The sequence below is a fragment of the Achromobacter sp. genome (assembly GCF_049647645.1).
Classification (GTDB): domain Bacteria; phylum Pseudomonadota; class Gammaproteobacteria; order Burkholderiales; family Burkholderiaceae_B; genus Achromobacter.
Map to the genome: position 1 here is coordinate 127,664 of NZ_JBARYB010000131.1, position 25,960 is coordinate 153,623.

The 25,960-nt window shown below is 66.4% G+C and carries 28 protein-coding genes and 1 tRNA gene; 20 read left to right on the forward strand and 9 right to left on the reverse strand.

Translation table 11 applies throughout. From position 1 onward, the window contains the following. Window positions 1–130: 130 nt before the first annotated feature. From WBB14_RS15875 to WBB14_RS15885, 3 genes are all read right to left on the reverse strand, one after another. A complete protein-coding gene (locus tag WBB14_RS15875; protein WP_088158300.1) occupies window positions 131–1,066 on the reverse strand; it encodes a 4-hydroxy-tetrahydrodipicolinate synthase family protein in 936 nt (311 codons plus the stop codon). Between the two features lie 40 nt (window positions 1,067–1,106). Beyond that, a complete protein-coding gene (gene metC, locus WBB14_RS15880; protein WP_424240713.1) occupies window positions 1,107–2,327 on the reverse strand; it encodes a cystathionine beta-lyase in 1,221 nt (406 codons plus the stop codon). A gap of 214 nt (window positions 2,328–2,541) precedes the next feature. Then, a complete protein-coding gene (locus WBB14_RS15885) occupies window positions 2,542–3,501 on the reverse strand; it encodes a LysR family transcriptional regulator (RefSeq protein ID WP_424240692.1) in 960 nt (319 codons plus the stop codon). Window positions 3,502–3,680: 179 nt separating this feature from the next. Between WBB14_RS15885 and WBB14_RS15890 the strand changes: the two genes are divergently transcribed. Continuing rightward, window positions 3,681–4,139, forward strand: coding sequence for an Lrp/AsnC family transcriptional regulator (locus tag WBB14_RS15890; protein ID WP_013396409.1), 459 nt, complete (start codon window positions 3,681–3,683; stop codon window positions 4,137–4,139). Between the two features lie 71 nt (window positions 4,140–4,210). On the opposite strand, the gene WBB14_RS15895 is transcribed toward WBB14_RS15890, so the two are convergent. Beyond that, a tRNA-Gly gene (locus WBB14_RS15895) sits at window positions 4,211–4,284 on the reverse strand. Window positions 4,285–4,469: 185 nt separating this feature from the next. Here WBB14_RS15895 and trmB point away from each other — a divergent pair. The 5 genes from trmB (at window position 4,470) to lysM (ending at window position 7,534) form a co-directional block, all read left to right on the forward strand. Further along, on the forward strand, window positions 4,470–5,294 hold the full coding sequence (gene trmB, locus WBB14_RS15900; RefSeq protein ID WP_424240693.1) for a tRNA (guanosine(46)-N7)-methyltransferase TrmB: 825 nt from the start codon (window positions 4,470–4,472) through the stop codon (window positions 5,292–5,294). After that, window positions 5,294–6,232, forward strand: coding sequence for a prolyl aminopeptidase (gene pip, locus WBB14_RS15905; protein ID WP_424240694.1), 939 nt, complete (start codon window positions 5,294–5,296; stop codon window positions 6,230–6,232). The genes trmB and pip overlap by 1 nt, the downstream gene beginning before the upstream one ends. A 14-nt stretch (window positions 6,233–6,246) precedes the next feature. After that, entirely contained in the window at window positions 6,247–6,447 is a 201-nt protein-coding gene (gene thiS, locus WBB14_RS15910; protein ID WP_013396412.1) for a sulfur carrier protein ThiS, read from the forward strand. A gap of 280 nt (window positions 6,448–6,727) precedes the next feature. Continuing rightward, entirely contained in the window at window positions 6,728–7,045 is a 318-nt protein-coding gene (locus WBB14_RS15915) for a hypothetical protein (RefSeq protein ID WP_013396413.1), read from the forward strand. Window positions 7,046–7,087: 42 nt separating this feature from the next. After that, window positions 7,088–7,534, forward strand: a complete 447-nt coding sequence (lysM, locus tag WBB14_RS15920; protein ID WP_013396414.1) for a peptidoglycan-binding protein LysM — start codon at window positions 7,088–7,090, stop codon at window positions 7,532–7,534. 258 nt (window positions 7,535–7,792) lie between these two features. Here lysM and ffh read toward each other — a convergent pair whose 3' ends face one another. Further along, on the reverse strand, window positions 7,793–9,196 hold the full coding sequence (ffh, locus tag WBB14_RS15925) for a signal recognition particle protein (protein ID WP_013396415.1): 1,404 nt from the start codon (window positions 9,194–9,196) through the stop codon (window positions 7,793–7,795). Window positions 9,197–9,302: 106 nt separating this feature from the next. Between ffh and WBB14_RS15930 the strand changes: the two genes are divergently transcribed. From WBB14_RS15930 to WBB14_RS15945, 4 genes are all read left to right on the forward strand, one after another. Then, window positions 9,303–10,145, forward strand: a complete 843-nt coding sequence (locus WBB14_RS15930; RefSeq protein WP_424240695.1) for a cytochrome C assembly family protein — start codon at window positions 9,303–9,305, stop codon at window positions 10,143–10,145. 1 nt (window position 10,146) lies between these two features. Beyond that, window positions 10,147–10,410: a PP0621 family protein gene (locus WBB14_RS15935; protein WP_424240696.1), complete on the forward strand. Its 264-nt coding sequence runs from the start codon at window positions 10,147–10,149 to the stop codon at window positions 10,408–10,410. Window positions 10,411–10,485: 75 nt separating this feature from the next. Next, complete coding sequence (gene ampD / locus WBB14_RS15940) at window positions 10,486–11,064, forward strand: 1,6-anhydro-N-acetylmuramyl-L-alanine amidase AmpD (protein WP_424240697.1); 579 nt, start codon at window positions 10,486–10,488, stop codon at window positions 11,062–11,064. A gap of 17 nt (window positions 11,065–11,081) precedes the next feature. Next, window positions 11,082–11,702, forward strand: coding sequence for a glutathione S-transferase family protein (locus tag WBB14_RS15945; RefSeq protein WP_424240698.1), 621 nt, complete (start codon window positions 11,082–11,084; stop codon window positions 11,700–11,702). 16 nt (window positions 11,703–11,718) lie between these two features. On the opposite strand, the gene WBB14_RS15950 is transcribed toward WBB14_RS15945, so the two are convergent. Next, window positions 11,719–12,537: an IclR family transcriptional regulator gene (locus WBB14_RS15950; RefSeq protein WP_332013143.1), complete on the reverse strand. Its 819-nt coding sequence runs from the start codon at window positions 12,535–12,537 to the stop codon at window positions 11,719–11,721. 330 nt (window positions 12,538–12,867) lie between these two features. Between WBB14_RS15950 and WBB14_RS15955 the strand changes: the two genes are divergently transcribed. From WBB14_RS15955 to WBB14_RS15970, 4 genes are read left to right on the forward strand one after another with little or no spacing between them, the layout of a single operon-like run. Next, window positions 12,868–13,869, forward strand: coding sequence for a 2-dehydro-3-deoxygalactonokinase (locus WBB14_RS15955; protein ID WP_424240699.1), 1,002 nt, complete (start codon window positions 12,868–12,870; stop codon window positions 13,867–13,869). Window positions 13,870–13,878: 9 nt separating this feature from the next. After that, window positions 13,879–14,532 (forward strand): 2-dehydro-3-deoxy-6-phosphogalactonate aldolase, encoded by a 654-nt coding sequence (locus WBB14_RS15960; protein ID WP_424240700.1) that lies wholly within the window; start codon window positions 13,879–13,881, stop codon window positions 14,530–14,532. Continuing rightward, window positions 14,529–15,677: a galactonate dehydratase gene (gene dgoD, locus WBB14_RS15965; protein ID WP_013396423.1), complete on the forward strand. Its 1,149-nt coding sequence runs from the start codon at window positions 14,529–14,531 to the stop codon at window positions 15,675–15,677. Before WBB14_RS15960 ends, dgoD begins: the two co-directional genes overlap by 4 nt. A 42-nt stretch (window positions 15,678–15,719) precedes the next feature. Beyond that, the gene (locus tag WBB14_RS15970; protein ID WP_424240701.1) at window positions 15,720–17,030 is read left to right on the forward strand and encodes an MFS transporter; all 1,311 of its coding nucleotides are present in this window, start codon (window positions 15,720–15,722) and stop codon (window positions 17,028–17,030) included. Between the two features lie 77 nt (window positions 17,031–17,107). On the opposite strand, the gene WBB14_RS15975 is transcribed toward WBB14_RS15970, so the two are convergent. The 3 genes from WBB14_RS15975 to WBB14_RS15985 all read right to left on the reverse strand — a co-directional run bounded on the left by WBB14_RS15975 (window position 17,108) and on the right by WBB14_RS15985 (window position 20,106). Next, window positions 17,108–18,307, reverse strand: a complete 1,200-nt coding sequence (locus WBB14_RS15975) for an MFS transporter (RefSeq protein ID WP_424240702.1) — start codon at window positions 18,305–18,307, stop codon at window positions 17,108–17,110. Window positions 18,308–18,545: 238 nt separating this feature from the next. Continuing rightward, window positions 18,546–19,319 carry an IclR family transcriptional regulator gene (locus WBB14_RS15980; protein ID WP_424240703.1) on the reverse strand — a complete coding sequence of 258 codons (774 nt, stop codon included), beginning with the start codon at window positions 19,317–19,319 and terminating at the stop codon, window positions 18,546–18,548. Next, on the reverse strand, window positions 19,309–20,106 hold the full coding sequence (locus tag WBB14_RS15985) for an IclR family transcriptional regulator (protein ID WP_424240704.1): 798 nt from the start codon (window positions 20,104–20,106) through the stop codon (window positions 19,309–19,311). Before WBB14_RS15985 ends, WBB14_RS15980 begins: the two co-directional genes overlap by 11 nt. A 183-nt stretch (window positions 20,107–20,289) precedes the next feature. On the opposite strand from WBB14_RS15985, the gene WBB14_RS15990 reads away from it, so the two are divergent. The 6 genes from WBB14_RS15990 to WBB14_RS16015 all read left to right on the forward strand — a co-directional run. After that, window positions 20,290–21,456, forward strand: a complete 1,167-nt coding sequence (locus WBB14_RS15990) for an acyl-CoA dehydrogenase family protein (RefSeq protein WP_424240705.1) — start codon at window positions 20,290–20,292, stop codon at window positions 21,454–21,456. Window positions 21,457–21,519: 63 nt separating this feature from the next. Next, entirely contained in the window at window positions 21,520–22,503 is a 984-nt protein-coding gene (locus WBB14_RS15995; protein ID WP_424240706.1) for a Bug family tripartite tricarboxylate transporter substrate binding protein, read from the forward strand. 20 nt (window positions 22,504–22,523) lie between these two features. Next, window positions 22,524–23,495 (forward strand): Bug family tripartite tricarboxylate transporter substrate binding protein, encoded by a 972-nt coding sequence (locus WBB14_RS16000; RefSeq protein WP_424240707.1) that lies wholly within the window; start codon window positions 22,524–22,526, stop codon window positions 23,493–23,495. A gap of 3 nt (window positions 23,496–23,498) precedes the next feature. Beyond that, window positions 23,499–24,668, forward strand: coding sequence for an acyl-CoA dehydrogenase family protein (locus WBB14_RS16005; RefSeq protein ID WP_424240708.1), 1,170 nt, complete (start codon window positions 23,499–23,501; stop codon window positions 24,666–24,668). 18 nt (window positions 24,669–24,686) lie between these two features. Next, complete coding sequence (locus WBB14_RS16010) at window positions 24,687–25,682, forward strand: acryloyl-CoA reductase (protein ID WP_424240709.1); 996 nt, start codon at window positions 24,687–24,689, stop codon at window positions 25,680–25,682. Between the two features lie 17 nt (window positions 25,683–25,699). After that, a partial coding sequence (locus WBB14_RS16015) for a CoA-binding protein (protein ID WP_424240710.1) occupies window positions 25,700–25,960 on the forward strand: 261 nt, incomplete at its 3' end.

A 25,960-nucleotide genomic window follows, 5' to 3' on the forward strand; every position in this document is an offset into this window, starting at 1 on the left:
AGCGTTTCCTATTGCAAAGGCGCAGCCCGAGCCATGCCATCAAATGGCCGGAAAGGCGTTCCGTCAGCAGGAAGCCGCAGGGCGGACAATCTTCCGACGCACGTCCTTTCCGGACTCGTCCAGCAACGGATCACGCGGCCTTCAGCTGCAGCGAATTCCAGCCGTACTTCTTGTCGAGGCCCAGCGCCTTGACCGCGCGCAGGCCCTTGAGCAAGGGTTCTCCTTCCAGCGCACGCAGCGGCTTGCGCAGTTCGCCGGCCGGCAGGCCCACGGCCTTCATCAGTGATTTGATGGCGACCGGGTTGATGGCCGAGTACGAGTAGTGCAGCAACTGCAGATTGCGCAAATAGGACTCGCGGAAGCTGAAGCTGACCTCGGGCGACGTCCAGGGCTGGGAAATCTCGGTCAACTCTGCCGGAGCAATATTGCCGGTCATGTTGGCCGTGCCATGGCCACCCAGGCTCATGGTCGGCACGACCAGGCCCAGGTTGGGCGAATCGCAGCACATCACGGATACGTCGGGCGCGCCATACAGCACCTGCGCCACCTGGCCCACGCGCGTGGTGGATTCCTTGTGGACCACGTAGTTCGGGTGCTTGAAGATGCGCAGCAGCTGGTCCCAGTGCAGGTCGCTCTTGACGCGCGGCGGATTGTTGTAAATGCCCAGCGGCAGGTCGGTGGCGTCGGCAATTTCGAGGAAATAGCTTTCGATGTCCGATTCGGAGGCGCAGATGTAGGCGGGCGCGGCCAGGATGGCGCCATCGGCGCCGTTGGCCCGTGCAAAGCGCAGGTAATCCATGGTTGCCTCGGTGTTGTTGCCGGTGCAGCCATAGAAGAGCTTCATCTTGCCGGTTTTCATCTTCGCGGTTTCCACGATGATGTCCTGGCGCTCTTTTTGCGACAGCATGGAGACCTCGCCCGTGGAGCCCATGATGAGCACGGCGCTGGTGCCGTTGTCTTCCTGGAATTTCAGCAGCTCGCGGAAAGCTTCGTAGTCGGGGCTGCCGTCCTTGTTGAACGGGGTAATCAGGGCCACGAAGGACCCGGTGATCTTCATCTTGCTCATGTATATCTCCAATAATGGCCGAGTCAAAAATGGTAGGGGCTCAAGCCGAGCGGGCGACTTCGTTCCGAGTATCTTGCTGCCGCGCCTCCTGGCAGGCAACCATCGCAGCCAAACCCTGCTTCAGGTCGGCCATCAGGTCTTCCGGATCCTCCAGCCCCACATGCATGCGTACTGCCTTGCCTTTGTGAGGCCAGCGATCGCCGTGGTGCTTTCCGGGGCTGAACGGTATGGCCAGGCTTTCAAATCCGCCCCAGGACACGCCGATTCCGAAATACTGCAGCGCATCGACAAAGGCGGCCACTGATTCGTCATCGCTTGCGCGCAGGACCACTGTGAACAGGCCGCTCGCTCCCTTGAAATCACGCTTCCAGATGGCGTGGCCTGGATGCGACGGCAGCGCTGGATGCACCACGGCCTCGACCTCCGCTTGCTGCTCCAGCCATTGGGCCACGCGGATTCCCGACGCCATGTGCTTTTGCAGGCGCACGTCCATGGTGCGCAGCCCGCGCAGCGCCAGGAAGATATCGTCGGGACTGGCCGTCTGACCCATTTCCTGCGTCGTCTCCTTGACCTTGGGCCAGGTGGCTTGGTTGCAGGTCACCACGCCCAGCATGGCATCCGAATGGCCCACGATGTACTTGGTCGCGGCGTGGATGGACACATCGACGCCATGCTCGAAGGCCTTGAAGAACAATGGCGTGGCCCAGGTGTTGTCCATGACGACGAAGGCGCCGTGTGCGTGCGCGACGGCCGCGATGGCAGGGATATCCTGGATCTCCAGTGTTTCGGAACCCGGCGATTCGACAAATACGACGCGCGTATTGGGCCGCATGAGCGATTCAATGCTCTTGCCGCAAGCAGGGTCGTAGACCTGTACGTCCACCCCGAAACGGCTAAGCACGCGATCGAGGAAGGAGCGGGTCGGGGAATAGGCGCTATACGACACCAGGATATGGTCGCCGGCCTTGAGCAATGCGGTGAGCGCCGTGGCAATGGCCGCCAGGCCCGAGGAAAAGACCAACGAGCGGTGGCCGCCTTCCAGGGCAGCCATGGCCTCCTCGAACGCGTGGGCGGTGGCGGTTCCATAGCGGCCATAGGTGGTGGCGCCCGGCTCTTGCGCGGCGCGGGCGCGCTTCATGCCTTCCCATTCCGCCATGCTGCCCGCGAGTATCGTCGATGCCCTGCAGATCGGGGTATTCACCAGGCCACCAAAACGTTCCGGATGCCGGCCTGCGCCGACGAGTTGAGTGCTTTCCCTCATGAACTTCAATCTCCGTGGATGCACGGCCAGCGCTTCCACGGGAAGTCGGTGACCACTGATGACGTGATCAAGTCTATGAGGATAGTGGGTGAAAACTCTTCGATTTTTTACCCCTTCCGGAGGCAAAAAGAGAAAAATAATCACCGCCAAATCCTGACAATCTGACGCAGGCGGACTGGCTATGCCGGGTCGGGCCCGGCACGGATGAAGGGCCTCAGCTTCGGACAGCGGAGCGCGCGCGTCTCGGCCTGCTTGCCTTGAGGGAGTTCCAGCGGCCCGCGCGCTCTTCGATGGTGGTGGGAAAAATCTCCAGGCAAAGCTTGTGCAGCGTACGGACGAACGGATTCGATTTCAGGAACATGGCTTCGCCGAAATAGATGGGAATCCTCGGCGCGTTGGGAAGCGCGATGCAGTTCAGGCGCCTGTCCGACTCGTCGATGCACCAGGTGGGCAGCAATGCGAAGCCCAGGCCTTCGTCGACGCAACGCTTGACGCTCATGCTGGTCGAGGTGGACACCGCGACCTTGGGCTGCTCGTTGCCGACCGACAAATAGTCCAGTGCGATATTGCGGAGCATCTGGCCGGGTTCATATGTCACCAGCGGCCGTCCAAGCGCCCACTCCGGAACAGCCGCCTCATCGGCTGGCGCGGGCCAGCTCGACGGGAACGCCAGCGCCGGCTGATAGTCGCAGATAACGCGTTGGGGAATCACGGTATCGCCAAAATAGCGCTCGCTCAAACAGACATCCAGCGAGCCGTTGCGGATCAGTTCCGGCAGCGAGACATCCTTTTCGTAGCCAACGATCTCGACGTTGGGATACATCCGCCGGAACTTCGTCAGCACCGGCGGCAGCAGGTAGTAAAAGATGGCGTGCGGCATCCCGATACGGATGACCGGCCGCTCCTTATCGATCAGGCTGCCCAGCCGCGTCAGCATGACATCGAATTCCGGCGCCAGCAGCCGATAAAGGCTGGTGCCGCGCGGCGTGAGCTTGATCGACTTGGCGCCGCGCCCAGCGATCACCAGCTTCTCGCCAACGCGCTGCTCGAGGCGCCGGATGTGATTGGCCACCGACTGGTAGGTGATGTTCAGCCGGCGCGCCGCGGCGGAATAGGTCCCCTCCTGTGCGACGAGGAAAAAAGTCTGCGTGAGAGTAAGGTCCACCTCTTGCATCGCGCCTCCGGCTTGCCGGTTCAAATATAAAATTTCTTGTAGGTTTGGCTCGATGAATTGTATCGCCCCAGGCCGGGGCGATCTATAACATCGGCCTCAGGTTTGGCCTCCGAACCGCGCGGCGGCACCGGCATCCCGGATGGTTTGCCGCGCAAGAGTGAGGGTAAGTTGAGTGAGCCATGGACAAGAAAGATCGGTGCATCCTTGCGTTGCTTCAGACAGATGCGCGCCTCTCGAACAATGAAATCGCGGAACAGGTCCACCTGTCGCCGACCGCGTGCTGGAAGCGGATTCAGCACTTGCAGGCGTCCGGCCTGATTCGCCGCCAGGTTTGCCTGTTGGACAACAACAAGGCGGGACTGGGCGTGACGGTGTTCGTCTCGATAAAGACGAACCGCCATGACCTCAATTGGCTTGAAAAATTCTCGCTCGGCGTCAAGGATATGCCGGAGGTCATGGAGTTCTATCGGATGACCGGCGACACCGACTACCTGCTCAAGGTGGTGGTGCCCGATATCGCCGGGTTCGATTTCGTCTACAAGAAGCTCATCCAGGTCGCCGAACTGTTTGACGTCAGCTCGAGTTTTGCGATGGAGGAACTCAAGTACACCACGGCGTTGCCGCTAGACCATCTTTGATTCGCAAGCGCGGCAAGCCGCAGCCCTAGGGAATGGCATCCCAAAGCGACGGGTTGGATGTGGAACGTAATTGGAGCGGGTGATGGGAATCGAACCCACGCTTGAGGCTTGGGAAGCCGCCGTTCTACCATTGAACTACACCCGCTCGGGTGTCGTGCCCTCGGCGCAAAGCCGAAGCAGAGGCGGCGATTATAGCGCGCCTTTTTTCATTGCCGCAGGCCTGCCGCCGCCGTACTCCGGAGGGCTTCGGCCTACACGGATTAAATATGTCCCCAATTTAGTGCGTCTGGACGACAGCGGCGCGCCGGACCTGCCACTACAATTCGGGCTATGAATACGAACACCCCCGAAAACAACCCTGCGAACGCCCCGGCCCCGGCTGCCGCAAGCACCCCCGCAACGCCTGGCGGCGAGGCCGCGTCGGCCGCCGTTTCCCCGGAAACCCAGGCGGCGCTAGCCAGTACCGCGCACGCCCCCAACAGCCCCGGCGCGACCCATATCCGCAGCTTTGTGCATCGCCGCGGCCACATCACCCAGGGCCAGTTGGCCGCGCTCGAGCGCCTGATGGGCCAATGGTCCATCGCGTATGCGCCGCGACGCCTGGATCCCGCCGCCGCTTTCGGCCGCCAGGCGCCGACGGTGCTGGAGATCGGCTTCGGCATGGGCGAGACCACCGAGAAGATCGCGCTGGCGCGTCCGGGCGACAACTTCCTGGGCGTGGAGGTGTTCAACGCCGGCGTCGGCTCGCTGCTGCGCCGCATTGAAGACTCCAGCATCCCGAACCTGCGCATCATCCAGCATGACGCGGTGGAAGTGGTGCGCGACATGATCGCCCCCGATTCGCTGGCCGGCGTGCATATCTATTTCCCGGATCCGTGGCCGAAGAAGCGCCATCACAAGCGCCGCCTGATCCAGCCCGCGTTCATCTCGCTCCTGGCCAGCCGCATCGCGCCGGGCGGCTACATCCACTGCGCCACGGACTGGGAAGACTACGCGGTACAGATGCTGGAAGTGCTGGGCAACGAGCCGCAGCTTGCCAATACCGCGGACGGCTACGCGCCCCGCCCCGATTACCGCCCTTTGACCAAATTCGAGAACCGCGGCCTGCGGCTGGGCCACGGCGTCTGGGACCTGATCTTCAAGCGAGTCGCCTGATGCTATATCCGCCTATCGAACCCTATCGCCAAGGCACGCTGGACACTGGCGACGGCCACCAGATCTATTGGGAGCTCTGCGGCAATCCGCAGGGCAAGCCCGCCGTGTTCCTGCACGGCGGCCCCGGCAGCGGCTGCTCGCCCGTGCATCGCCAGTTGTTCGATCCGCAGCGCTATAACGTGCTGTTGTTCGATCAGCGCGGCTGCGGCCGTTCGCAACCCCACGCCAGCCTGGAGAACAACACGACCTGGGATCTGGTGTCCGACATCGAGCGCCTGCGCACCGAGGTCATGGGCGCGGAAAAATGGCTGGTGTTCGGCGGATCCTGGGGCTCGACGCTAGCGCTGGCCTACGCGGAAACGCACGTGTCCCACGTCAGCGAGCTGGTGCTGCGCGGCATTTTCAGCCTGCGCCGCTCCGAGATCCACTGGTTCTACCAGGAAGGCGCGTCGTGGCTGTTCCCCGACCGCTGGGAAGAGTACCTGGCGCCGATTCCGGAAGGCGAGCGCGGCGACCTGGTGGCGGCGTATCACAAGCGTCTGACGGGTGACGATCCGGCCGAGCAGTTGCGCGCGGCCAAGGCCTGGAGCAAATGGGAAGACAGCACCATCACGCTGCTGCCCAGCCCGCGCCATCAGCAGAGCCATGCCGCCGACCGCGCCGCACTGGCCTTCGCCCGCATCGAAAACCACTACTTCGTGAACCACGGCTTCATGGAAGAAGGCCAGTTGATCCGCGACGCGCACAAGCTGCGCGGCATACCCGGCACCATCGTGCAGGGCCGCTACGACGTCTGCACGCCGGCGCGCACCGCCTGGGACCTGCACCGCGCCTGGCCCGAGGCCGAATTCCACCTGGTCCCGGACGCGGGCCATGCGTTTGACGAACCCGGCACGTTGGCGCGGCTGATCGCCGCCACCGACGGCTACGCGCGATAACTGAGGAGACCTGCATGCACATCACCCTGAACGGAGACGCACGGGAGTTTCCCCTGGACACGACCGTGAACGAATTGCTGGAAGCCCTGGGCTATGCCGGCAAGCGCGTGGCCGTGGAACGCAACGGCGAAATCGTGCCCAAGAGCCAGCACGAGCAGACCGCGCTGACGGACGGCGACCAGATCGAAATCGTCGTGGCCGTGGGCGGCGGCTGAAGCCGGCGCCGCACGGATAGCTGTAAGGACAAGGGCCGCTGCGATAGCGGCCCTTGTCGCATGTAGCCGCGCGCCGGATGCGGTTTAGACCCGCCGCGGCGCATTCCCTGCAAACTGACCAGCATTCTTGCGTAGTCTGCCAACGGGCTAGCAACCTGTTACACGTTAACCCCTCGTCGCGCGGGGAATGTGCGAGTCATAATCGTTCCTGCTGGTTTCGTACTCTTGTCTTGCTGTTGTTCTAGCGTTGCACATCGCCCTCATGGGCAGAGGAGGCATCATGAACACCGCAGTCATCATCAACCTGATCATCCAGCTTGTCGCCGGCGCTGCCGGAGGCAATGGCTTGGGAAAGATGCTCCAGCAGTTCAACCTGGGTCCATTGGGCAACACCATCGCGGGCGCCATCGGCGGCTTGGCAGGCGGTTCCTGGCTGGCACCGATGATTACCGCGGGAGCCGACGCGGTTGCAGCGAGCAATACGGGACTGGATCTTTCCGCGATCGCCAGCAGCGTGGTCGGCGGCGGCGTCGGTGGCGCCGTGCTGACCTTGATCGCCGGCATCGTGCGCAAAATGTTCATGGGCCAAAAGCCCTGACGGCACTGGTTTTCTCACCGCAACATAGATAAAGGAAACACTATGGGTCTGCTCAATTTCATCAAGGACGTTGGAGAAAAGCTCTTCGGCGCCAGCGAGGCCAAGGCCGCGACGGCGGACGAATTGAAGAAAGAGCTGGATAAGCACGGCCTGAATGCCGACGGCTTGCAGATCTCGGTCGATGGCGACAAGGTCACGGTGGCGGGCGAGGCCCTCAGCACGGAAGCGGCAGAGAAGATCACGCTGGCGCTGGGCAACACCGTGGGCGTGGCCCAGGTGGACAACCAACTGAAGGTGAAACAGGCCGCGCCGGAAGCCAAGATGTACACGGTGCAGAAGGGCGACAACCTGTGGAAGATTGCCGAAGCGCAATATGGCAAGGGCCAGGGCGCCAAGAACAACCTGATCTTCGAAGCCAACAAGCCCATGCTGACCAGCCCCGACAAGATCTACCCGGGCCAGGTGCTGCGCATCCCGCCCCTGTCCTGATCATCTGCGGAAATCGGACAAGCCGGAAAGCACCCATGCGCTTTCCGGCTTGCATCGCGGCAGGCGCCCCCTGCTAGCCGCGATTACTTGGCCAGACGCAACGTCTGGCCATTTTTTTGCCCCTGCATCCCAATGAAAAATGCCCCCGCAGGGGCATTCCAGTCCCATGCAGGAAAACCTTTTCCCGCCAGGCTGGCCCAAGGGAAAAGCGCTCCCGCCGGAAGCAGCAAGCGCACGCCGTGCGCGCGCCGTGGGGCATCACTTCATCAAGCGGCCCATCCCCTTCATGCCGCCCATGGCGCGCATCATCTTGGCCATGCCGCCCTTCTTCATCTGCTTCATCATGCCCTGCATCTGTTCGAACTGGGCGAGCAGGCGGTTGACCTCTTGCACCGGCACGCCGGAACCGGCCGCGATGCGGCGCTTGCGCGAGGCCTTGATGAGTTCGGGCTTGGCGCGTTCGGCCGCCGTCATGGAATTCAGGATGCCTTCGGTGCGGCGCAGCTGCTTTTCAGCCTGGCCGCCTTGCAGCTGGCCGGCGGCCTGCTGGAACTGGGCCGGCAGCTTTTCCAGCAGCGAGCCCATGTCGCCCAGCTTCTTCACCTGGCCGAGCTGGTCGCGGAAGTCGTTCAGGTCGAACTTGTTGCCCGACTTGATCTTCGCGGCCAGCTTCTGGGCTTCGGCGATGTCGATGTTCTTCTGGGCCTGCTCGACCAGCGACACGATGTCGCCCATGCCCAGCACGCGCTGCGCCATGCGCTCGGGGTAGAACGGCTCCAGTCCGTCCAGCTTTTCCGAGACGCCGACGAACTTCAGGGGCTTGCCGGTGACGTGGCGCACCGACAGGGCCGCGCCGCCGCGGGCGTCGCCGTCCAGCTTGGTCAGCACCACGCCGGTCAGGGGCAACGCTTCCGCGAAGGCGCGCGCGGTGTTGACCGCGTCCTGGCCCTGCATGGCGTCGACCACGAACAGCGTTTCAACCGGCTTGACCAGGTCATGCAGCGCGCGGATCTCGCGCATCATGGCCTCGTCGATGCCCAGGCGGCCGGCCGTGTCCAGGATCAGCACGTCATAGTGATGACGGCGCGCGTGATCCACCGCGTTGCGGGCGATGTCCTCGGGCTTCTGGCTGGGGTCGGACGGCAGGAAATCCACGCCGACCTGCGCCGCCACGCTCTTCAACTGGTCGATAGCGGCCGGGCGGTAGACGTCGGCGGACACCACCAGCACTTTCTTCTTGCCGGTCTTGCGGCCGTGCTGCGTGTGCTGGCCTTCGGAGAGCCAGCGCGCCAGCTTGCCGGTGGTGGTGGTCTTGCCGGCGCCCTGCAGGCCGGCCATCAGGATGACGGCGGGCGGCTGCACGGCCAGCGACAGTTCGCCGGAATCGGCGCCCAGGTCGCCGCCCATGAGGGAGGTCAGTTCCTTGTGGACCACGCCCACCAGGGCCTGGCCGGGGCTGAGGCTGCTGGCGACTTCTTCGCCCAGCGCCTTTTCCTTTACCCGCGCGACGAACTCGCGCACGACGGGCAGCGCCACGTCGGCTTCCAGCAGCGCCATGCGCACTTCGCGCAGCATCTCCTGGGTATTGGCCTCGGTCAGGCGGGCTTCCCCTCGCAGCGTCTTGACGACGCGCGACAGGCGTTGAGTTAGGTTATCGAGCATGAGAGGCGTTTCCGCTTAAACTAGTTGATTGAACGGTGGCCGCAGGCGCGGATTCTGCGCTTTCGGGCGGCATGCGCCCCAAGGCCCCATCCAGACAACGGTTTCTATGTCACTAGGCATTGTATTTCACACAGCGGCTGCCTTGGCGTACGCAGTGCTAGGAGGGTCGCTCTGGATCCGCCTGGCCGGCGCCGGCGGCGTGGAACAGACGGGCAAAATCGCCCGGCTGTGCCTGCTGGGAGCCCTGGTCCTCCATGGAATCGGGCTGCAACAATCGATGCTGGGCGCCCAGCACCTGTACATCGGCTGGGCGCTGGCCCTGTCCGCGGCTATCTGGCTGGGCATGGTGGTGTTCTGGCTGGAAAGCCTGCTGGTCCGCATAGACGGCCTGCAGTTGCTGCTGCTGCCTGCCGCCACCCTCGCCAGCGGCCTCGCCGCGCTGTTCCCGCAGGGCCAGTTCGTACCCCATGCCAATGACGCCTGGCTGCGCGTCCACCTGCTGATCGCCCTGGCGGCCTATGGCCTGATCACCATAGCCGCCCTGCACGCCATGATGATGGCGCTGCTGGACCGCCACCTGCACCGTCCGCTGGACGCCCCCGCCGAGCGCAGCATCATCGGCCGGGTGCTGGATTCCCAGCCGCCGCTGCTGGTGCAGGAACAGCTGCTGTTCCGCATCATCTGGATCGGCTTCATCGTGCTGACCCTGGCCGTGGGCACGGGTTCGGTGGCGTCCATGAAGCTGACGGGCAAGATATTGCCGTTCGACCACAAGACCGTGTTCACGCTGCTGTCCTGGCTGACTTTCGGCGTGCTGCTGGCCGGACGCCACATCTGGGGCTGGCGCGGCCGCGTCGCCCTGCGCTGGACGCTGACGGGTTTCGGGTTCCTGATTCTGGCCTATACCGGCAGCCGGTTCGTGCTGGAAATGATTCTGCATCGAGGTTGACGTGGGCAAGTTGCTGTTCTGGATTGTTCTGATCATCCTGGTGCTGTTCGTGGCCCGCCTGGCAGGCCGCATGGCGGCAGCGCGCCAGGACGGCGCGCAAGGCGCAAAGAAGGCAAAGGCCGGCGCCCGCCAGCCCAAGCCGCTGGAATCCATGGTGCGCTGCGCCCACTGTGGCATCCATCTGCCCCGCTCCGAAGCCTTGCAGCAGGACGGCCAGACCTGGTGCAGCGCGGAACACGCGCGCCTGGGCCCCGCCAAGCACTGATCCGCCGCCTCATTAGAAGCTTGCCGCCCCGCACGGCATAATGCGTGTTGGAAACCACACGCATGCTCTCTTCCCATGGCCTTGCTTCTGGATCGTCATGGCTGGCTGGCGCCGGCCCCGGGTGTTTCGCTCATGCCCTCCCCCAACCGCGACGCGCGCCCCGCCGGCGCGCAGGTGTCGCTGCTGGTGCTCCACAACATCAGCCTGCCGCCGGGGCAATTCGGCGGCCCTGAAGTTGCCGGGCTGTTCCTGAATACGCTGGACTACGGTTCGCATCCCTGGCTGGAACGGCTGCGCGGCTTGCGCGTGTCGGCGCATTTTTTCATCCGCCGCGACGGCAGCATCATCCAGTTCGTCTCCACCGACGAGCGCGCCTGGCATGCCGGCGTCTCGCGCTTTGCAGGCCGCGAGCGTTGCAACGACTTCTCCGTCGGCATAGAGCTTGAAGGCACCGACACCCTGCCGTACACCGACGGGCAGTACCTGGCGCTGCGCAAGCTGACGCCGGCCCTGCGCGCGCGCCACCCGCTGGCGGCCGCCTGGGGCCATGAACATATCGCCCCGGGACGCAAGACCGACCCCGGACCCGCTTTCAACTGGACGCGCTTTGCGCGCGACAGCGGCTTTGCACGGCGGCAGCTGCCGCCCGTCTGACACTACAAGGAATGGTTATGTTGAAGATCTGGGGACGCCTGACTTCCGTCAACGTTCAGAAAGTCATGCTGGCGGTGCGCGAACTGGCGCTGCCGCATTCCTTCATGCAGGCGGGCGGTCCATTCGGCGTGGTCGATACGCCTGAATTCGCCAAGCTGAATCCCAACCGCACGGTACCCGTCATTGACGACGGCGGCTTCGTGCTGTGGGAATCGAACGCCATCGTGCGCTATCTGTCCGCGCGCTACGGCGCCGGCAGCCTGTGGCCGGAAGACGTGTGCATGCGCGCGGACGCCGACCGCTGGATGGACTGGCAGGCCACCGAATGGCAGGGCGTCATGGGTCCGGCCTTCCTGGGCCTGATCCGCACGCCTGAGGCCAAGCGCGACCAGGCCGCGATTGAAAACTCGGTCAAGCGTTCAAATGCGCGCGCGCTGATCCTGAACCAGGCCCTGCAGGGCCGCGAGTTCATCGCCGGGCGTCACCTGACCATGGGCGACATCGCCCTGGTCTGCTCCGCCCACCGCTGGCTGGCCCTGCCGATCGAGCGCCCCGACACGCCGGCGCTGTCGGCCTGGTATCGCCGCGTCATGATGCGTCCGGCCCCGCAGGGCGTGTTGACGCTGCCGCTGGAATAAGGCGCGGGGCCGCGGGTCAGCCGCGGTCCACCTTCCATCCCAATTCCGCTGAAATCCCCGCCGCCGCGCCCTGCACGACGGCGACCATGTCGCGCATGCGTTCCAGCGACATGTAGGGCACCGTGCTGGACACGCTGATTGCGGCGACGATGCCGCTGGAAGCGTCGCGCACCGGCGCCGCCACGCAGCGGATGGACGGCTCGTTGTCTTCGAGGTCGAACGCATAGCCGTTGGCGGCATAGTCGCGCATGCGGTCGCGGAAGATCTCCCAGGTCTGGCTGCCGCCAGGCGCGCGCGACGACACCGGCGCGCCGACGCGGTACAGCGCCTTCCATTGCGGCTCTTCGGTATCCAGCAGCAATGCCTTGCCCACGCCAGTGGCGGCCAGCGGCATGCGGTGGCCCACGCGCGAACGCATTTCCAGCCCTTTCTTGCCGGGGATCTTTTCCAGGTACAGGACCTCGTCGTTGTCGCGCACGGCGAGATGGATGGTATCGCCCGTCTGCTCCGCCAGGCCGTCCAGGTAGGGACGCGCCAGCGTCGCCATGGGAAAGGCCTCGCGCGCCTGGAAACCCAATTCGATCAGCTTCGGCCCCAGCACATAGCCCACGCCGGGCAAGGACCGCAGATAGCGTTCCTGCACCAGGCAGCTGGCCAAGCGGTGCGTGGTGCTGCGCGCCACGCCGATGCGGGCGCAGATTTCCTTCAGATCGCGCGCGCCCCCAGCCACCGCCTGCACCACCGCCAGGCCGCGCATCAGCGTCTGCGTGCCCGCGGGCGCGGCGGCATCGGGATCCAGGGTGGGCGTACGGTCGGGAGTCTGCAAGGTAGTCATGAAAACGGGGTCGGGCGACAAAGGGAACGAGTGCAAGCATAACCGCCATGATCGCGGCGGGATGCCGGGAAAAGGCGCGCTTTCCAGGGGATGTCCCAGACAGAGCGCAGGATAGCGGAAGGACTTTCACCACCATTTATTCCCTATATATGGGATTTAATTCTATATTTTGAGATTTTTCAAGCACTGATCTAGAATTTTTCCCATCGCCCGCCGCGCGCTCCAAACGTCCGGCGGGCACCAGACAACAAGGTCCGCAGACCCCTGCCTCGCGCCAGCCCCACCGCGCGTCCGCAGCCGGCTTTGCGGCCAGAAACGAGACAGATTCTGATGACTACCGGATCTCCCGCCCGCGCGGCGCTCATCGCGCTGGATTGGGGCACGTCCTCGCTACGCGCCTACCGGCTGGATGCCGCCGGCCGCACGCTGGACACGCGCCATCTGCCCTGGGGCATCATGCGCCTGCCGCAGCCGCTGCAGGACGGCGCCGCCACCACGGCGCTGTCGGGCTTCGAGCTGGCCTTCGAGCAGGCTTGCGGCGACTGGCTGCGGGCCGAGCCAACCCTGCCGGTGATCGCCTGCGGCATGGTCGGCAGCGCCCAGGGCTGGAAGGAAGCCGCCTACCTGGACGTGCCGGTCGACCTGCAGCGCATCGGCACGCTGCTGACCGAGGTCGAACGCGAGGGCGGCCCTTCCCTGCATATCGTGCCCGGCCTGATCCAGCGCCATGGCCTGCCCAACGTGATACGCGGCGAAGAGACCCAGGTCGTCGGCGTGATGGCGGACCAGGCGACCCGCAGCGCCGACAGCGTCCTGATCGGCCTGCCCGGCACGCATTCGAAGTGGGTCAGCGCCCGCCGCGGCCGCGTCACGCACTTCGACACCTTCATGACCGGCGAGGTCTATGCCGCGCTGCGCGGCCACACCATCCTGGGCCGCACCATGGCCGACGCCACCAGCGCCGACATGGCCGCTTTCGAGCGCGGTCTGAAAGTGGCCGGCGCGCCCGCCGGCCGCGCCGGTGTGCTGTCCACCATCTTCAGCACGCGCGCGCTCGGCCTGACCGGCGAGCTGGCGCCCGAGTCGCAGGCCGACTATCTGTCGGGCCTGCTCATCGGCCATGAAATCGCCGCGCTGGCCGACATGCTGCAACAGCAGGGCGAACTGCCCCGCATCGTGCTCTGCGGCGATCCCGCGCTGTGCCGCCGCTACATCCAGGCCATGCAGCACTACGGCCTGGGCACGCCCGAACAGGCGCAGAGCGCCACCGAGCGCGGCCTCTGGCACCTGGCCGTCTGCGCCGGGCTGGTCGCCTCGCCTTCCACCGAATAGGAACCCGACATGAACCACCCCGGTCTGCAAACCGCCATGGCCCACTGCGGCCTGATCGCCATCCTGCGCGGCATCACGCCCGCCGAGGCCGAAGCCATAGGGCTGGAACTCTATGCCGCGGGCTTCCGCCTGATCGAAGTGCCGCTGAATTCGCCCGACCCGCTGGACAGCATCCGCGCCATGCGCGCGGCGCTCCCCACCGACTGCCTGATCGGCGCCGGCACCGTGCTGGATCCCGACGACTGCGCCCGCGTCCAGCAGGCTGGCGGCGAGCTGATCGTCATGCCGCACAGCGACGCCGCCGTGATCCGCCGCGCCAAGCAGCTGGGCATGGCCTCCTGCCCCGGCGTGGCCACACCCACCGAAGCCTACGCGGCGCTGGCCGCCGGCGCCGACGTGCTGAAAATGTTCCCGGCCGAACAACTCGGCCCCTCCGTGCTGAAAGCCTGGCGCGCCGTGCTGCGCCCGCCGATCGCGCTGGCGCCCGTGGGCGGCATCACGCCCGACAACATCGCCATTTACGCCCAGGCGGGCGCCAGCGGCTTCGGCCTGGGCTCCGCCTTGTACAAACCCGGCCTGTCGGCCGCCGCAGTCGGCCAGAACGCGCGCGCATTCATCGCCGCCTGGCAACGCGCCTATCCCGTCCAGGAGACCTCAGCATGAAGATCACCAAGCTCACCACCTACATCGTGCCGCCGCGGTGGTGCTTCCTGAAGATTGAAACGGACGAGGGCATCGTCGGCTGGGGCGAACCCGTCGTCGAGGGCCGCGCGCATTCGGTGGCCGCTGCGGTCGAGGAACTGTCCGACTACCTGATCGGCAAGGATCCCCGCAACATCGAAGACCACTGGACCGTGCTGTACCGCGGCGGCTTCTACCGCGGCGGCGCCATCCACATGAGCGCGCTGGCCGGCATCGACCAGGCCTTGTGGGACATCAAGGGCAAGCATCTGGGCGTGCCCGTGTCGCAACTGCTGGGCGGCAATGTGCGCGACCGCATCCGCGTGTATTCGTGGATCGGCGGCGACCGTCCCGCCGACACCGCCGCGGCCGCCAAGAGCGCCGTGGAACGCGGCTTCACCGCCGTGAAGATGAACGGCACCGAGGAACTGCAGTACATCGATTCCTTCGACAAGGTCGAGAAGTGCCTGGAGAACGTGGCCGCCGTGCGCGACGCAGTTGGCCCCAACGTGGGCATAGGCGTGGACTTCCACGGCCGCGTGCACAAGCCCATGGCCAAGGTGCTGATGAAAGAGCTGGATCCGTTCAAGCTCATGTTCATCGAAGAGCCCGTGCTGAGCGAACACTATGAAGCGCTGAAGGAACTGGCGCCGCTGACCTCTACGCCGATCGCGCTGGGTGAGCGCCTGTTCTCGCGTTGGGACTTCAAGCGCGTGCTGTCCGAAGGCTATGTGGACATCATCCAGCCCGATCCCTCGCACGCCGGCGGCATCACCGAAACCCGCAAGATCGCCGCGATGGCCGAAGCCTACGACGTCGCGCTGGCCCTGCACTGCCCGCTGGGCCCGATCGCGCTGGCCACCTGCCTGCAGATCGACGCCGGTTGCTACAACGCCTTCATCCAGGAACAGAGTCTGGGCATCCACTACAACGCCGCCAACGACCTGCTGGACTATGTCAGCAACCGCGAAGTCTTCGCCTACGAAGACGGCATGGTCGCGATTCCGCAAGGCCCCGGCCTGGGCATCGAGGTCAACGAGGAATACGTGAAGGAACGCGCCGCCGTGGGCCACCGTTGGCGCAACCCGGTCTGGCGCCACGCCGACGGCAGCTTCGCCGAATGGTAAGCCGATAAAAGCCAGCCGATAAAGAGAAAGAGGAGACAGCCCTTGTCCACAGCCACGCACGCCGGCCTGCAGAGCGCCCAGCGCCCCACGCGCAGCCGGTACCTCATCATGGTGATGCTGTTCATCACCGTCGTCATCAACTACCTGGACCGCAGCAACCTGTCCATCGCCGCGCCGGCGCTGAAGGACGAGTTCGGTCTGGACACCGTGCATGAAGGCCTGATCCTGTCGGCCTTCGGCTGGACCTACGCCGCCATGCAGATTCCCGGCGGCTGGCTGGTGGACCGCGTGTCGCCGCGCGTGCTGTACGCGGCCGCGCTGATCCTGTGGTCGGCGGCCACGTTCTTCATGGGCTTCGCCGGCAGCTTCGTCATCCTGTTCGTGCTGCGCCTGGCCGTGGGCGCGCTGGAAGCGCCTGCCTATCCGATCAACAACCGCGTCGTCACCACCTGGTTCCCGGAACGCGAACGCGCCACCGCGATCGGCTTCTACACCTCGGGCCAGTTCGTCGGCCTGGCGTTCCTGACGCCCGTGCTGGCTTGGCTGCAGCATCACTACGGCTGGCACATGGTGTTCGTCAGCACCGGGCTGCTCGGCATCGTCTGGGGCGTGCTGTGGTTCATGATCTACCGCGAGCCGCGTCAGTTCAAGGGCGCCAACGCGGCGGAAATCGAGCTGATCCAGCAAGGCGGCGGGGTGGTCGACCTGGACCGCAACGTCAAGGAAAAGAAGGCGCCCTTCAACTGGAACGACCTGGGCCTGGTCATGAGCAAGCGCAAGCTGTGGGGCGTGTACCTGGGCCAGTTCTGCCTGACGTCCACGCTGTGGTTCTTCCTGACCTGGTTCCCCACCTACCTCGTCAAGTACCGTGGCATGGACTTCATCAAGTCCGGTTTCCTGGCGTCGGTGCCGTTCCTGGCGGCCTTCGTCGGCGTGCTGTGCTCGGGCGTGCTGTCCGACTTTTTGATCCGCCGCGGCGCCACTGTCGGCCTGGCGCGCAAGCTGCCCATCATCCTGGGCCTCTTGATCTCCACCTCGATGATCGGCGCGAACTTCACCGACTCCACCCCCTGGGTGATCTTCTTCCTGGCCGTGGCTTTCTTCGGCAACGGGCTGGCGTCGATTACCTGGTCGCTGGTGTCCACGCTGGCGCCGGTGCGCCTCCTGGGCCTGACGGGCGGCGTGTTCAACTTCGTCGGCAACCTGTCGTCGATCTGCACGCCCATCGTGATCGGCTTCCTGGTGACCAAGGACAGCTTCGCGCCGGCCATCGTGTACGTGTCGTCGCTGGCCTTGCTGGGCGCGCTGTCGTACATCCTTCTGGTGGGGAAGGTAGAACGGATCGACGCTTGATCGCTCCGGTTTAGCGGCATGGAAAAGGGCGCCTGCATGTGCACAGGCGCCCTTTTTACTGACTGCTTGCCGCGGACTCAGCAGCCCTGCATCGCTAGCTTGCGCTGGCGCTGGTTGCTGGCGCGCTGCCATAGCACCAGGCCCAGTCCGCCAGCGGCGATCACGGCGCCAGCCACGGGCACTGCGGCATAGCTCATGCCCGCCGAGATCACGCCTCCGCCGGCTGCCGCGCCCAGCGCGTTGCCCAGATTGAAGGCGCCCACGTTGACCGACGAGGCCAGGCCCGGCGCGTCGGTGGCGGCGCGCATGACGCGCATCTGCAGCGGCGGCACCACGGCGAACGTGCCGAAGCCGAAAATCAGCAACGCAATCGCGGCGCCGACCGGCGTGGCGGCCAGCCAGGGGAACGCCAGCAAGTCGGCAATGATCAGCACCAGGAAGGCGATCAGGCTGCCGTCCAGCGAGCGGTCAGCAAAGCGCCCGCCCACGGTGTTGCCGATGGTGAAGCCGATACCGATCAGCACCAGCATCGCCGTGATGAAGTTGGGCGAGGCGCCGGTCAGTTCCGCCAGCGTCGGCGCGACGTAGGTGTAGAGCGTGAACATCGCGCCCGCGCCCAGCACGGTGGTCAGCAAGGCCACCAGCACCACCGGGCTCTTCAGCACGGCCAATTCGCGGCGGATGTCGGGACGGCGTCCGGCCTCACCCGCCGGCAGCGCGAACCACAGCGACAACATCGCGATCAAACCCAGCACCGAGGTCGCGGCGAACGACATGCGCCAACCGATGACCTGCCCCAGCCAGGTGGCGGCCGGCACCCCGCCCACATTGGCGATGGTCAGCCCCAGGAACATGGTGGCGACGGCGCTGGCCTGCTTGTGGCGCGGTACCACGCTGGCGGCCACCAGCGAACCCAGGCCGAAGAAGGCGCCGTGGTTCAGGCTGGTGACCAGGCGCGCCAGCAGCAGGGTCGTGTAGTTGGGCGACAGCGCGGACAACACGTTGCCCACCGTGAAGATCGCCATCAGCACCAGCAGCGCGTTGCGGCGCGACCAGCGCGACAGGGCCAGCGTCATCAGCGGCGCGCCCACCATCACGCCGATGGCGTAGGCGCTGATCAGCATGCCGGCGCTGGGGATGGACACGTCCACCCCTTCGGCGATGACGGGCAACAGGCCCATGGGAGAAAACTCGGTTACGCCGATGCCGAAGGCGCCGACGGCAAGCGCCAACAATGGCAGGCCGGCCTTCACCGGCTGGGAGTCCTGGGGATGCATGTGGTTTCCTTGGGTTCGATTGCGCCAATCGGGGCGTTTCGGGAGCGGACCGGCGCGGATGGCCGGGGCCCGGGAAAGGCCCGATCGGAAGGCAGGCACCCAGTATGCCGCTGCGATCCTTGCGGAAAAAGGCAGGAAACAGCGAAACACTTTTGACTTGGAGTCATGAATCCCGGCGCAGGCCGGGTACCGCGCGCTCAGCGCACCGAGGTGGATGCAAGCTCTTGACGCGTCCCCCCTAGGCCAGCCCCAACAGCCTTTCCGTCTCCCGAGCCAGGGCAACCAGCCGCGGGCCGATGTCGGCCGCTCGCTCGCGGTAAGGACCGTCGTCCGACGGCACGCCGCAATTGAAGACATACAGCAGAGACTGGTAGGGCCGCCCCAGCGGCGCGGCAAAGCCGTAGGCGTCCGGACGCCACTCCAGGTTGTTGCCGCAATAGCCCTTGCGCTCCAGGTCGCGCCGCGCCGCCGCCAGGCTGGGGAAATGCGCCTCGTAGTGGCGGGCGTCGGCCACGCGCAGCTGGTTCAACACCGCGGCCCGCTCTTCGTCCCCGACCCGCGCCAGCCACGCCTTGCCGGCGGCGCTGGATAGCAGCGGCAGCGAAGCGCCGATGTCCGGCCGGGTCTGCAAGGCTTCATTGGAACGGGCCGTCTCCACGTACACCATCTGCAGGCGGTCGCGCACCACCAGGGACACGGCGCCGCGCGCATGGTCGGCCAGTTGCTTCATCAGCGGCCGCGCCAACTGCCGGATCTGCATGCTGGCCAGCAGGGGATAGCTCAGCGCCAGCACCGAAGCGCCTAGCCTGTAGCGCGCGGGCTCGCCTTCGCGCTGCAGGAAGCCCAGTTCCACCAGCGTGTGCGTCAAGCGGGCCACGGCGCTGCGCGACAGGCCGGTCTGCTGTGCGAAGTCCTTGTTGGCCAGCACCGGCATGTCGGCCCGGAAGCAGGCCAGGATATCGATGCCGCGCGCCAGCGTGGTGGTGAATTCGCGGTCCTGGTCACTCTTCATTCTGGCGCTCCAGCATTTTTTCCACCCGCGCCACCAGTGTCAGCAGACGCGGCGCGATACGCCCCCTCAGATCGCCCGGGCGCAGCCGCGTGACAGGCACGCCGCAATTGAACACCAGCGCCTGGCCGTCGACGCGCGTGCGCATGGGCACCGCCACCGCATGCACGTCCGAGTGCCAATCGCCCTGCCCCACGCAATAGCCGTGTTCGGCGTAGTCGCGCCGCGCCTGCTCCCAGTCCGGCGCATGGCGGCGCCACATGGCCGGGTCCTGGCGCCGCAGCGCCGCCAGCACGGGTTCGGCCTCGTCGGCCGGCGCCTGCGCCAGCCAGGCGCGTCCCATGGCCGAAGGCAGCAGCGGCAGCAAGGCGCCGATGTCCGGCCGGAACGACACGGCGTCGTGGCCACGGCAGGTTTCCACGTACACCATGTTCAAGCCGTGATGCATGCCCAGCGAGGCCGAACCGCCCGCCGCGTCGGCCAGGCGCTTCATCAGCGGACGCGCCAGTTGCCGGACCTTGATGCTGGCCAGCAGCGGATAGCTCAGCGACAGCACCGCTGTACCCAGGCGGTAGCGGCGCAGGCCTGCGTCGTAGCGCAGCAGGCCGCGCTGCATCAAAGTGGTGGTCAGCCGTGAAATCGTGGCCTTGGACAGGCCGGTGCGGTCCGCCAGTTCGCGGTTGCTGAGCGCAGGCTCGCCGTGCCGGAAGGCCTGCAGCACCGACAGGCCGTGCGCCAGCGTGGTGGCGAAGGCCGGGTCGGCATGGCGCTCGCCTGGGCGGGTGGTCATGGTCGCGATCCTGAGCCCGGAACGCGCGGGATGCGCGGCCCGTTCCTGCGGATCATAGAGCAGGGCGGCGTGTCTATCGTTCAAGATATCAAAACACTTGTCTCAAATCCCACGGCCTTTTGCTAGCCTGGATTCAACACGGCGCGGCAAGTATCAGCGTCCATGATGAAACGGAGACTAGCCATGATCAGGGACCCCGACGGTTTCCCGCAATTCCTCGCATCGCTGCGCCGCTACGTGCGCGAGCAACTGGCGCCGCGCGAAGCCGAGGTCGCCCGCCTGGACGAAGTGCCGCAGGACCTGGTCGCCAGCATGGCCGCGCAGGGACTGTTCGGCTACTCCATCCCCGAGCAGTACGGCGGCGCGGGCATGACGACCGAAGAGCTGATCCTGGCCGCGATGGAACTGTCGCAGTGCTCAGTGGCGTTTCGCGCCCGGGTTGGCACCAACACCGGCATCGGCTCCGAGGCGCTGGTGGCCGACGGCACCGACGCGCAGAAGGCCCGCTACCTGCCGCTGCTGGCGTCCGGCGAACTGACCGGCTGCTTCGCCCTGACCGAGCCGCAGGCGGGATCCGACGCCACCGCCCTGCGCACCACCGCCGTGCGCGACGGCGACCACTACGTGCTGAACGGCGAGAAGTGTTTCATCACCAATGCCCCGCTGGCGGGCCTGTTCACCGTCATGGCGCGCACCGATCCGCAGGCGCCCGGCGCCAAGGGCATCACCGCCTTCATCGTGGAACGCGGCACGCCGGGCCTGTCCACCGGCCAACCCTACGACAAGATGGGCCAGGCCGGATCGCCCGTGTCCGCCGTGCATTTCCAGGATTGCCGCGTGCCGGCCGCCAATATCATCGGCGGCCAGGAAGGCCTGGGCTTCAAGACGGCAATGAAGGTGCTGAACAAGCAGCGCATCCATCTGGCGGCGCTATGCATAGGCCCGGCCATCCGCATGCTGGACGATACGCTGCGCTTCGTGGCCGAGCGCCAGCAATTCGGCAAGCCGCTGATGGACTTCCAGCTGATCCAGGCCATGCTGGCCGACTGCCAGACCGAGATCCAGGCCGCCCGCGCCCTGGTGCTGCAAACCGCGCGTGAACGCGACGCGGGCGCGGATGTGACGCTGAACGCGTCGATCTGCAAATACTTCGCGTCGGAGATGTGCGGCCGCGTGGCGGATCGTTGCGTGCAGATGCATGGCGGCTACGGCTACATCGCCGATCACGGTATTGAACGCTTCTACCGCGATGTGCGCCTGTTCCGCCTGTACGAAGGCACCAGCCAGATCCATCAATTGAATATCGCCCGCCACACGCTGACCCAGGCGGGCTACACGCCCGGCCGCTAGGGCAATACCGGGACCGCAGCCGCAAGAAGCCGGCGGCCCGCCAAACCAAAGGAGACTTCCATCATGCTGCACAAGCACCTGCCGAAGTGGATCGGCGCCATGGCCGCCGCCCTTACCTGCGCCGCCCTGCCGCCGCAAGCAACGGCTGCCTACCCCGACAAGCCCGTCAGACTGATCGTGCCGTTCGCCCCCGGCGGCTCGACCGACATCCTGGGACGCCTGCTGGCCGAAGCCTTGCACCCCATCCTCGGCCAACCGGTCATCGTCGAGAACAAGCCCGGCGCCGGCGGCAACATCGGCGGCGACTTCGTCGCCCGCGCCGCGCCCGACGGTTACACGCTGCTGCTGGCGGCGGCAGGGCCCACCGTCATCAATCCCAACCTGTACGCCAACATGCCGTTCAACCCGGCCAAGGACCTGGCGCCCATCACCTGCCTGGAGCGCGAACACAACCTGATGGTGGTGACGAAATCGATGCCGGTGAAGACGCTGCAGGAGTTCCTGCAGTACGCGCGCAACAACCCTGGCAAGCTGTCCTTCGGCTCCCCGGGTAACGGCTCGCCCGCACAACTGGCCGGAGAACTGCTCAAGCAGCAGACCGGCATCCAGGCTGAACACGTGCCCTACAAGGGCTCCGGCCCCGCCATCACCGACCTGGTGGCGGGCCACATCGATTTCATGATCGACAACATGCCGGCGCTGCTGCCGCAGGTCAAGGCAGGCGGGCTGCGCGCGCTGGCCGTACCCAGCGACCAGCGCGCCACCGCCGCGCCCGACATCCCCACCTTCGATGAAGCCGGCCAGAAGGGCTTCGTGGTGATGGCTTGGAAGGGCCTGATGGCGCCCGCCGGCACCGACCCCGCGGTGATCGAACGCCTGCATGCGGCCGTGGTCAAGGCGCTGCAAGACCCGCAGTTGCGCGCCCGCTTCCAGGAGCTGGGCGCCGAGCCGCTGGCCAGCACGCCCGCCGAATTCGCCAAGCAGATCGCGGACGAAACCGCGTGGTGGGGCAAGCTGGTGCAGTCCACCGGCGCGCGCATCCAATAGGCCATCGCAAGGAGACCGCCATGCAACCCTTCTTTCGAACGCTGCATGCGCTGTGCGTCGTCGCCCTGATGGGCGCGGCCGGCGCAGCGCAGGCCGCCGCCTATCCCGACAAGCCGGTGCGGCTGATCGTGCCTTACGCGGCCGGCGGCGGCACCGATACCGCGGCGCGCATGATCGCCCGCAAGCTGGCGCCCCTGCTGGGCCAGCCCGTGATCGTGGAAAACAAGCCCGGCGGCGCCACGCAGATCGGCACCGCTTTGGTTGCCGCCGCCGCGCCTGACGGCTACACCTTGCTGATGGGCACGGCCAACCTGGCGACCAACAGCGTGCTTTACGCCAAGCTGCCCTACGACGTAAAGAAGAACCTGACGCCGGTGGTATGGGCCACGGACGTGCCGGTCTACCTGCTGCTGCCCGCCGCCAGCCCCTGGCGCAGCCTGGACGATCTGAAGCGCGCCGCCGCGCAGCAACAGGGACTGACTTTCGCCACCGCCGGCACGGGCAGCATCCCGCACCTGGCGGGCGAACAGTTCGCGCACCAGACGGGCATCGCGCTGCGGCACATCCCCTACAAAGGTAGCAGCGAGGCCGCCACCGCGCTGGTCGGCGGGCAGGTCCAGATGAGCTTCGACAACCTGCCGCCGGTGTATGCCCAGGTCAAGGCCGGCCGCCTGCGGGCCGTCGCCATCGCCTCGCAGACGCGCAACCCCGAGCTGCCCGACGTGCCCACGCTGACCGAACTGGGCGTGCCGCTGTCGGCCTCGTCCTGGTGGGGCGTGATGGCGCCGGCCGGCACGCCGAAGGACGTGATCGCCCTGCTGAACCGGCAGATCAACACCGTGCTGGCCGATCCGGAAGTGCGCAGCTACTTCGCCGGACTGGGCATGCAAGCCACCGGCGGCACGCCCGAAGCCTTCGGCCGGCACATCGCCGACGAAACCGACAGATGGCGCGCCGTGGTCAAGCAGGCCGGCGTGAAGATCGAGGAATAAGCCATGCAGTCCAAGCAAGTACGCAATGGCGGCGACGCCCTGCAAGACCTGTGCGCGCGCGTGCGCCGCTTCGTCGACGATGTGGCGATACCTGCCGAGTCCCCCGCCATCGCCCGCAACGTGGCCGCGTTGGATGGCTGCATTGCCCGCCTGCGCATACAGGCCCGCGAGGCCGGCCTGTATGCGCCGCAGCTGCCCGAGGAATGGGGCGGGCTGGGCCTGGGCTGGCGCGCGCTGGCGCAGGTGCTGGAGGAGGCGGGACGCGGATTCCTCGGTCCGGCCGCGCTGAACTGCGCCGCGCCCGACCAGCCCAACATGCTGACGCTGCTGCGCCTGGGCAGCCCGGAGCAGCAGGACCGCTACCTGGCGCCCTTGGTGCGCGGCGAGCAACGCGCCTGCTTCGCCATGACCGAGCCCGCGCCCGGCGCCGGCTCTGACCCGTCCATGCTGCGCACCCGCGCCGAGCGGCGCGGCGCGGGCTGGGTGCTGAACGGCCACAAGCAATTCATCAGCGGCGGCGTGGGCGCGAATTTCGCGCTGGTGCTGGCGCGCACCGATACCGGCGCGACGCTGTTCCTGGTGCCTGCCGATACGCCGGGCTATCGCGTGGTGCGCGATATCGGCATGGTCACGGGCTACCAGATCGGCGGCCATGCCGAGATCTTGCTGCAGGACTGCGAGGTCGGCGACGAGGCCGTGCTGGGCGAGCCCGGCCGCGGACTGGAGCATGCGCAGCTGCGGCTGGAGCCGGCCCGCCTGTCCCACTGCATGCGCTACATCGGCCGCGCGCGGCGCGCGCTGGAGACGGCGCAGGCCTATGTGGTGCGGCGCGAATCGTTCGGCTCGCGCCTGGCGGACCTGCAGCAGATCCAGGCCATGGTCGCGGATTCGCACATCGACCTGCACGCCGCCCGTCTCATGACGCTGGACTGCGCCGGCCGCATGGACGAAGGCCTGTCGGTGAAACAGCACAGCGCCATGACCAAGGTCTTCGTGTCCGAAGCCGTGAACCGCGTGGCCGACCGCGCGGTACAGATGATGGGCGCGTCGGGCCTGTCCGACGACACGCCCGTGGCCATGGTCTGGCAGGAAATGCGCCCCTTCCGCATCTACGACGGCGCCAATGAATTACACCGCGCCACGCTGGCGCGCCGGCTGCTGGCGCAAGCCTGAGCCTCAACGGAGACGAGCATGCAGAATCCCGAATTCCAGGCCTACCGCCTGCACGCAGGCGCGGCGGGCGAGCCGCCGCAAGGCCGCTTCGATACCCTGGCCGCGGATCAGCTGTCCACGGGCGACACGCTCATCAAGGTGGCCTACGCCGGCCTGAACTACAAGGACGCGCTGGCCCAGGCCGGACGCGGCGGCATCATCCGCGAGTATCCGCGCATCGGCGGCATAGACCTGTCTGGCACCGTGGTGCATTCCGCCGATCCGGCGCTTACGCCCGGCCAGGAGGTCGTGGTGCACGGCTTCGGCATTGGCGTGGACTGCGACGGCGGTTATGCCGAGTACGCGCGGGTGCGCCATGACTGGGTGCTGCCGCTGCCCGCCGGCATCGGGCTGCGAGACGCCGCCGTGCTGGGCGCGGCGGGCTATACCGCCGCGCTGTCGCTGCATTGGATGGAGCACTGCGGACTGACGCCGGAGCAAGGCGAGGTGCTGGTGACCGGCGCCACCGGCGGCGTCGCCGGCGTGGCCATCGACATCCTGAGCCAGCGCGGATATCGCGTCTGCGCCATGTCCGGCAAGCGGGATGCGGAGAACTATCTGCGCTCGCTGGGCGCGCAGGACGTGATCGCGCCGCCCGATCTATCCGCCGGCATCAAGCCGCTGCTGAGCGCGCGCTGGGCCGGCGTCATCGATTCGGTGGGTGGCCCGCTGCTGGCGCACGCACTAGCCAGCCTGAAGCCGGACGGCGTGGCCGCCGCCTTCGGCAACGCGGGCGGGGCGGAACTGCCCACCTCGGTCATCCCCTTCATCCTGCGCGGCGTCAAGCTGCTGGGCATCAACGCCAACAGCCCCATGCCGCTGCGGCGCCAGGTGTGGAACAAGCTCGCCGCCGAATACCGTCCCGCGCATCTCGACCTGATCGAACGCGTCATCGAACCCCGCGAACTTCCCCAGGCGCTGGCCGCCATGCTCGAACGCAGCAGCACCGGCCGCAGCGTCGTGCGTTTCTCCTGATTCTTCATCGCCACATCATGACCGACACCTCCCTGTCCCGCCTCTTCGATCCGCAAGGCATCGCCATCGTCGGCGCCTCGGCTACGCCAGGCAAGATCGGCGCGATGCCGATCAGCCTGCTGCTCCAGCACGGCTACGGCGGCCGCATCATCCCCGTCAACCCGCGCGCGGATACCATCGCCGGCCTCCCTGCCGTCCCCGGCCTGGACGCGCTGGACGCCGATGTGGACCTGGCCATCCTGGCCGTGCCCGCCGCCCACGCCGCGCAGGCGCTGGAA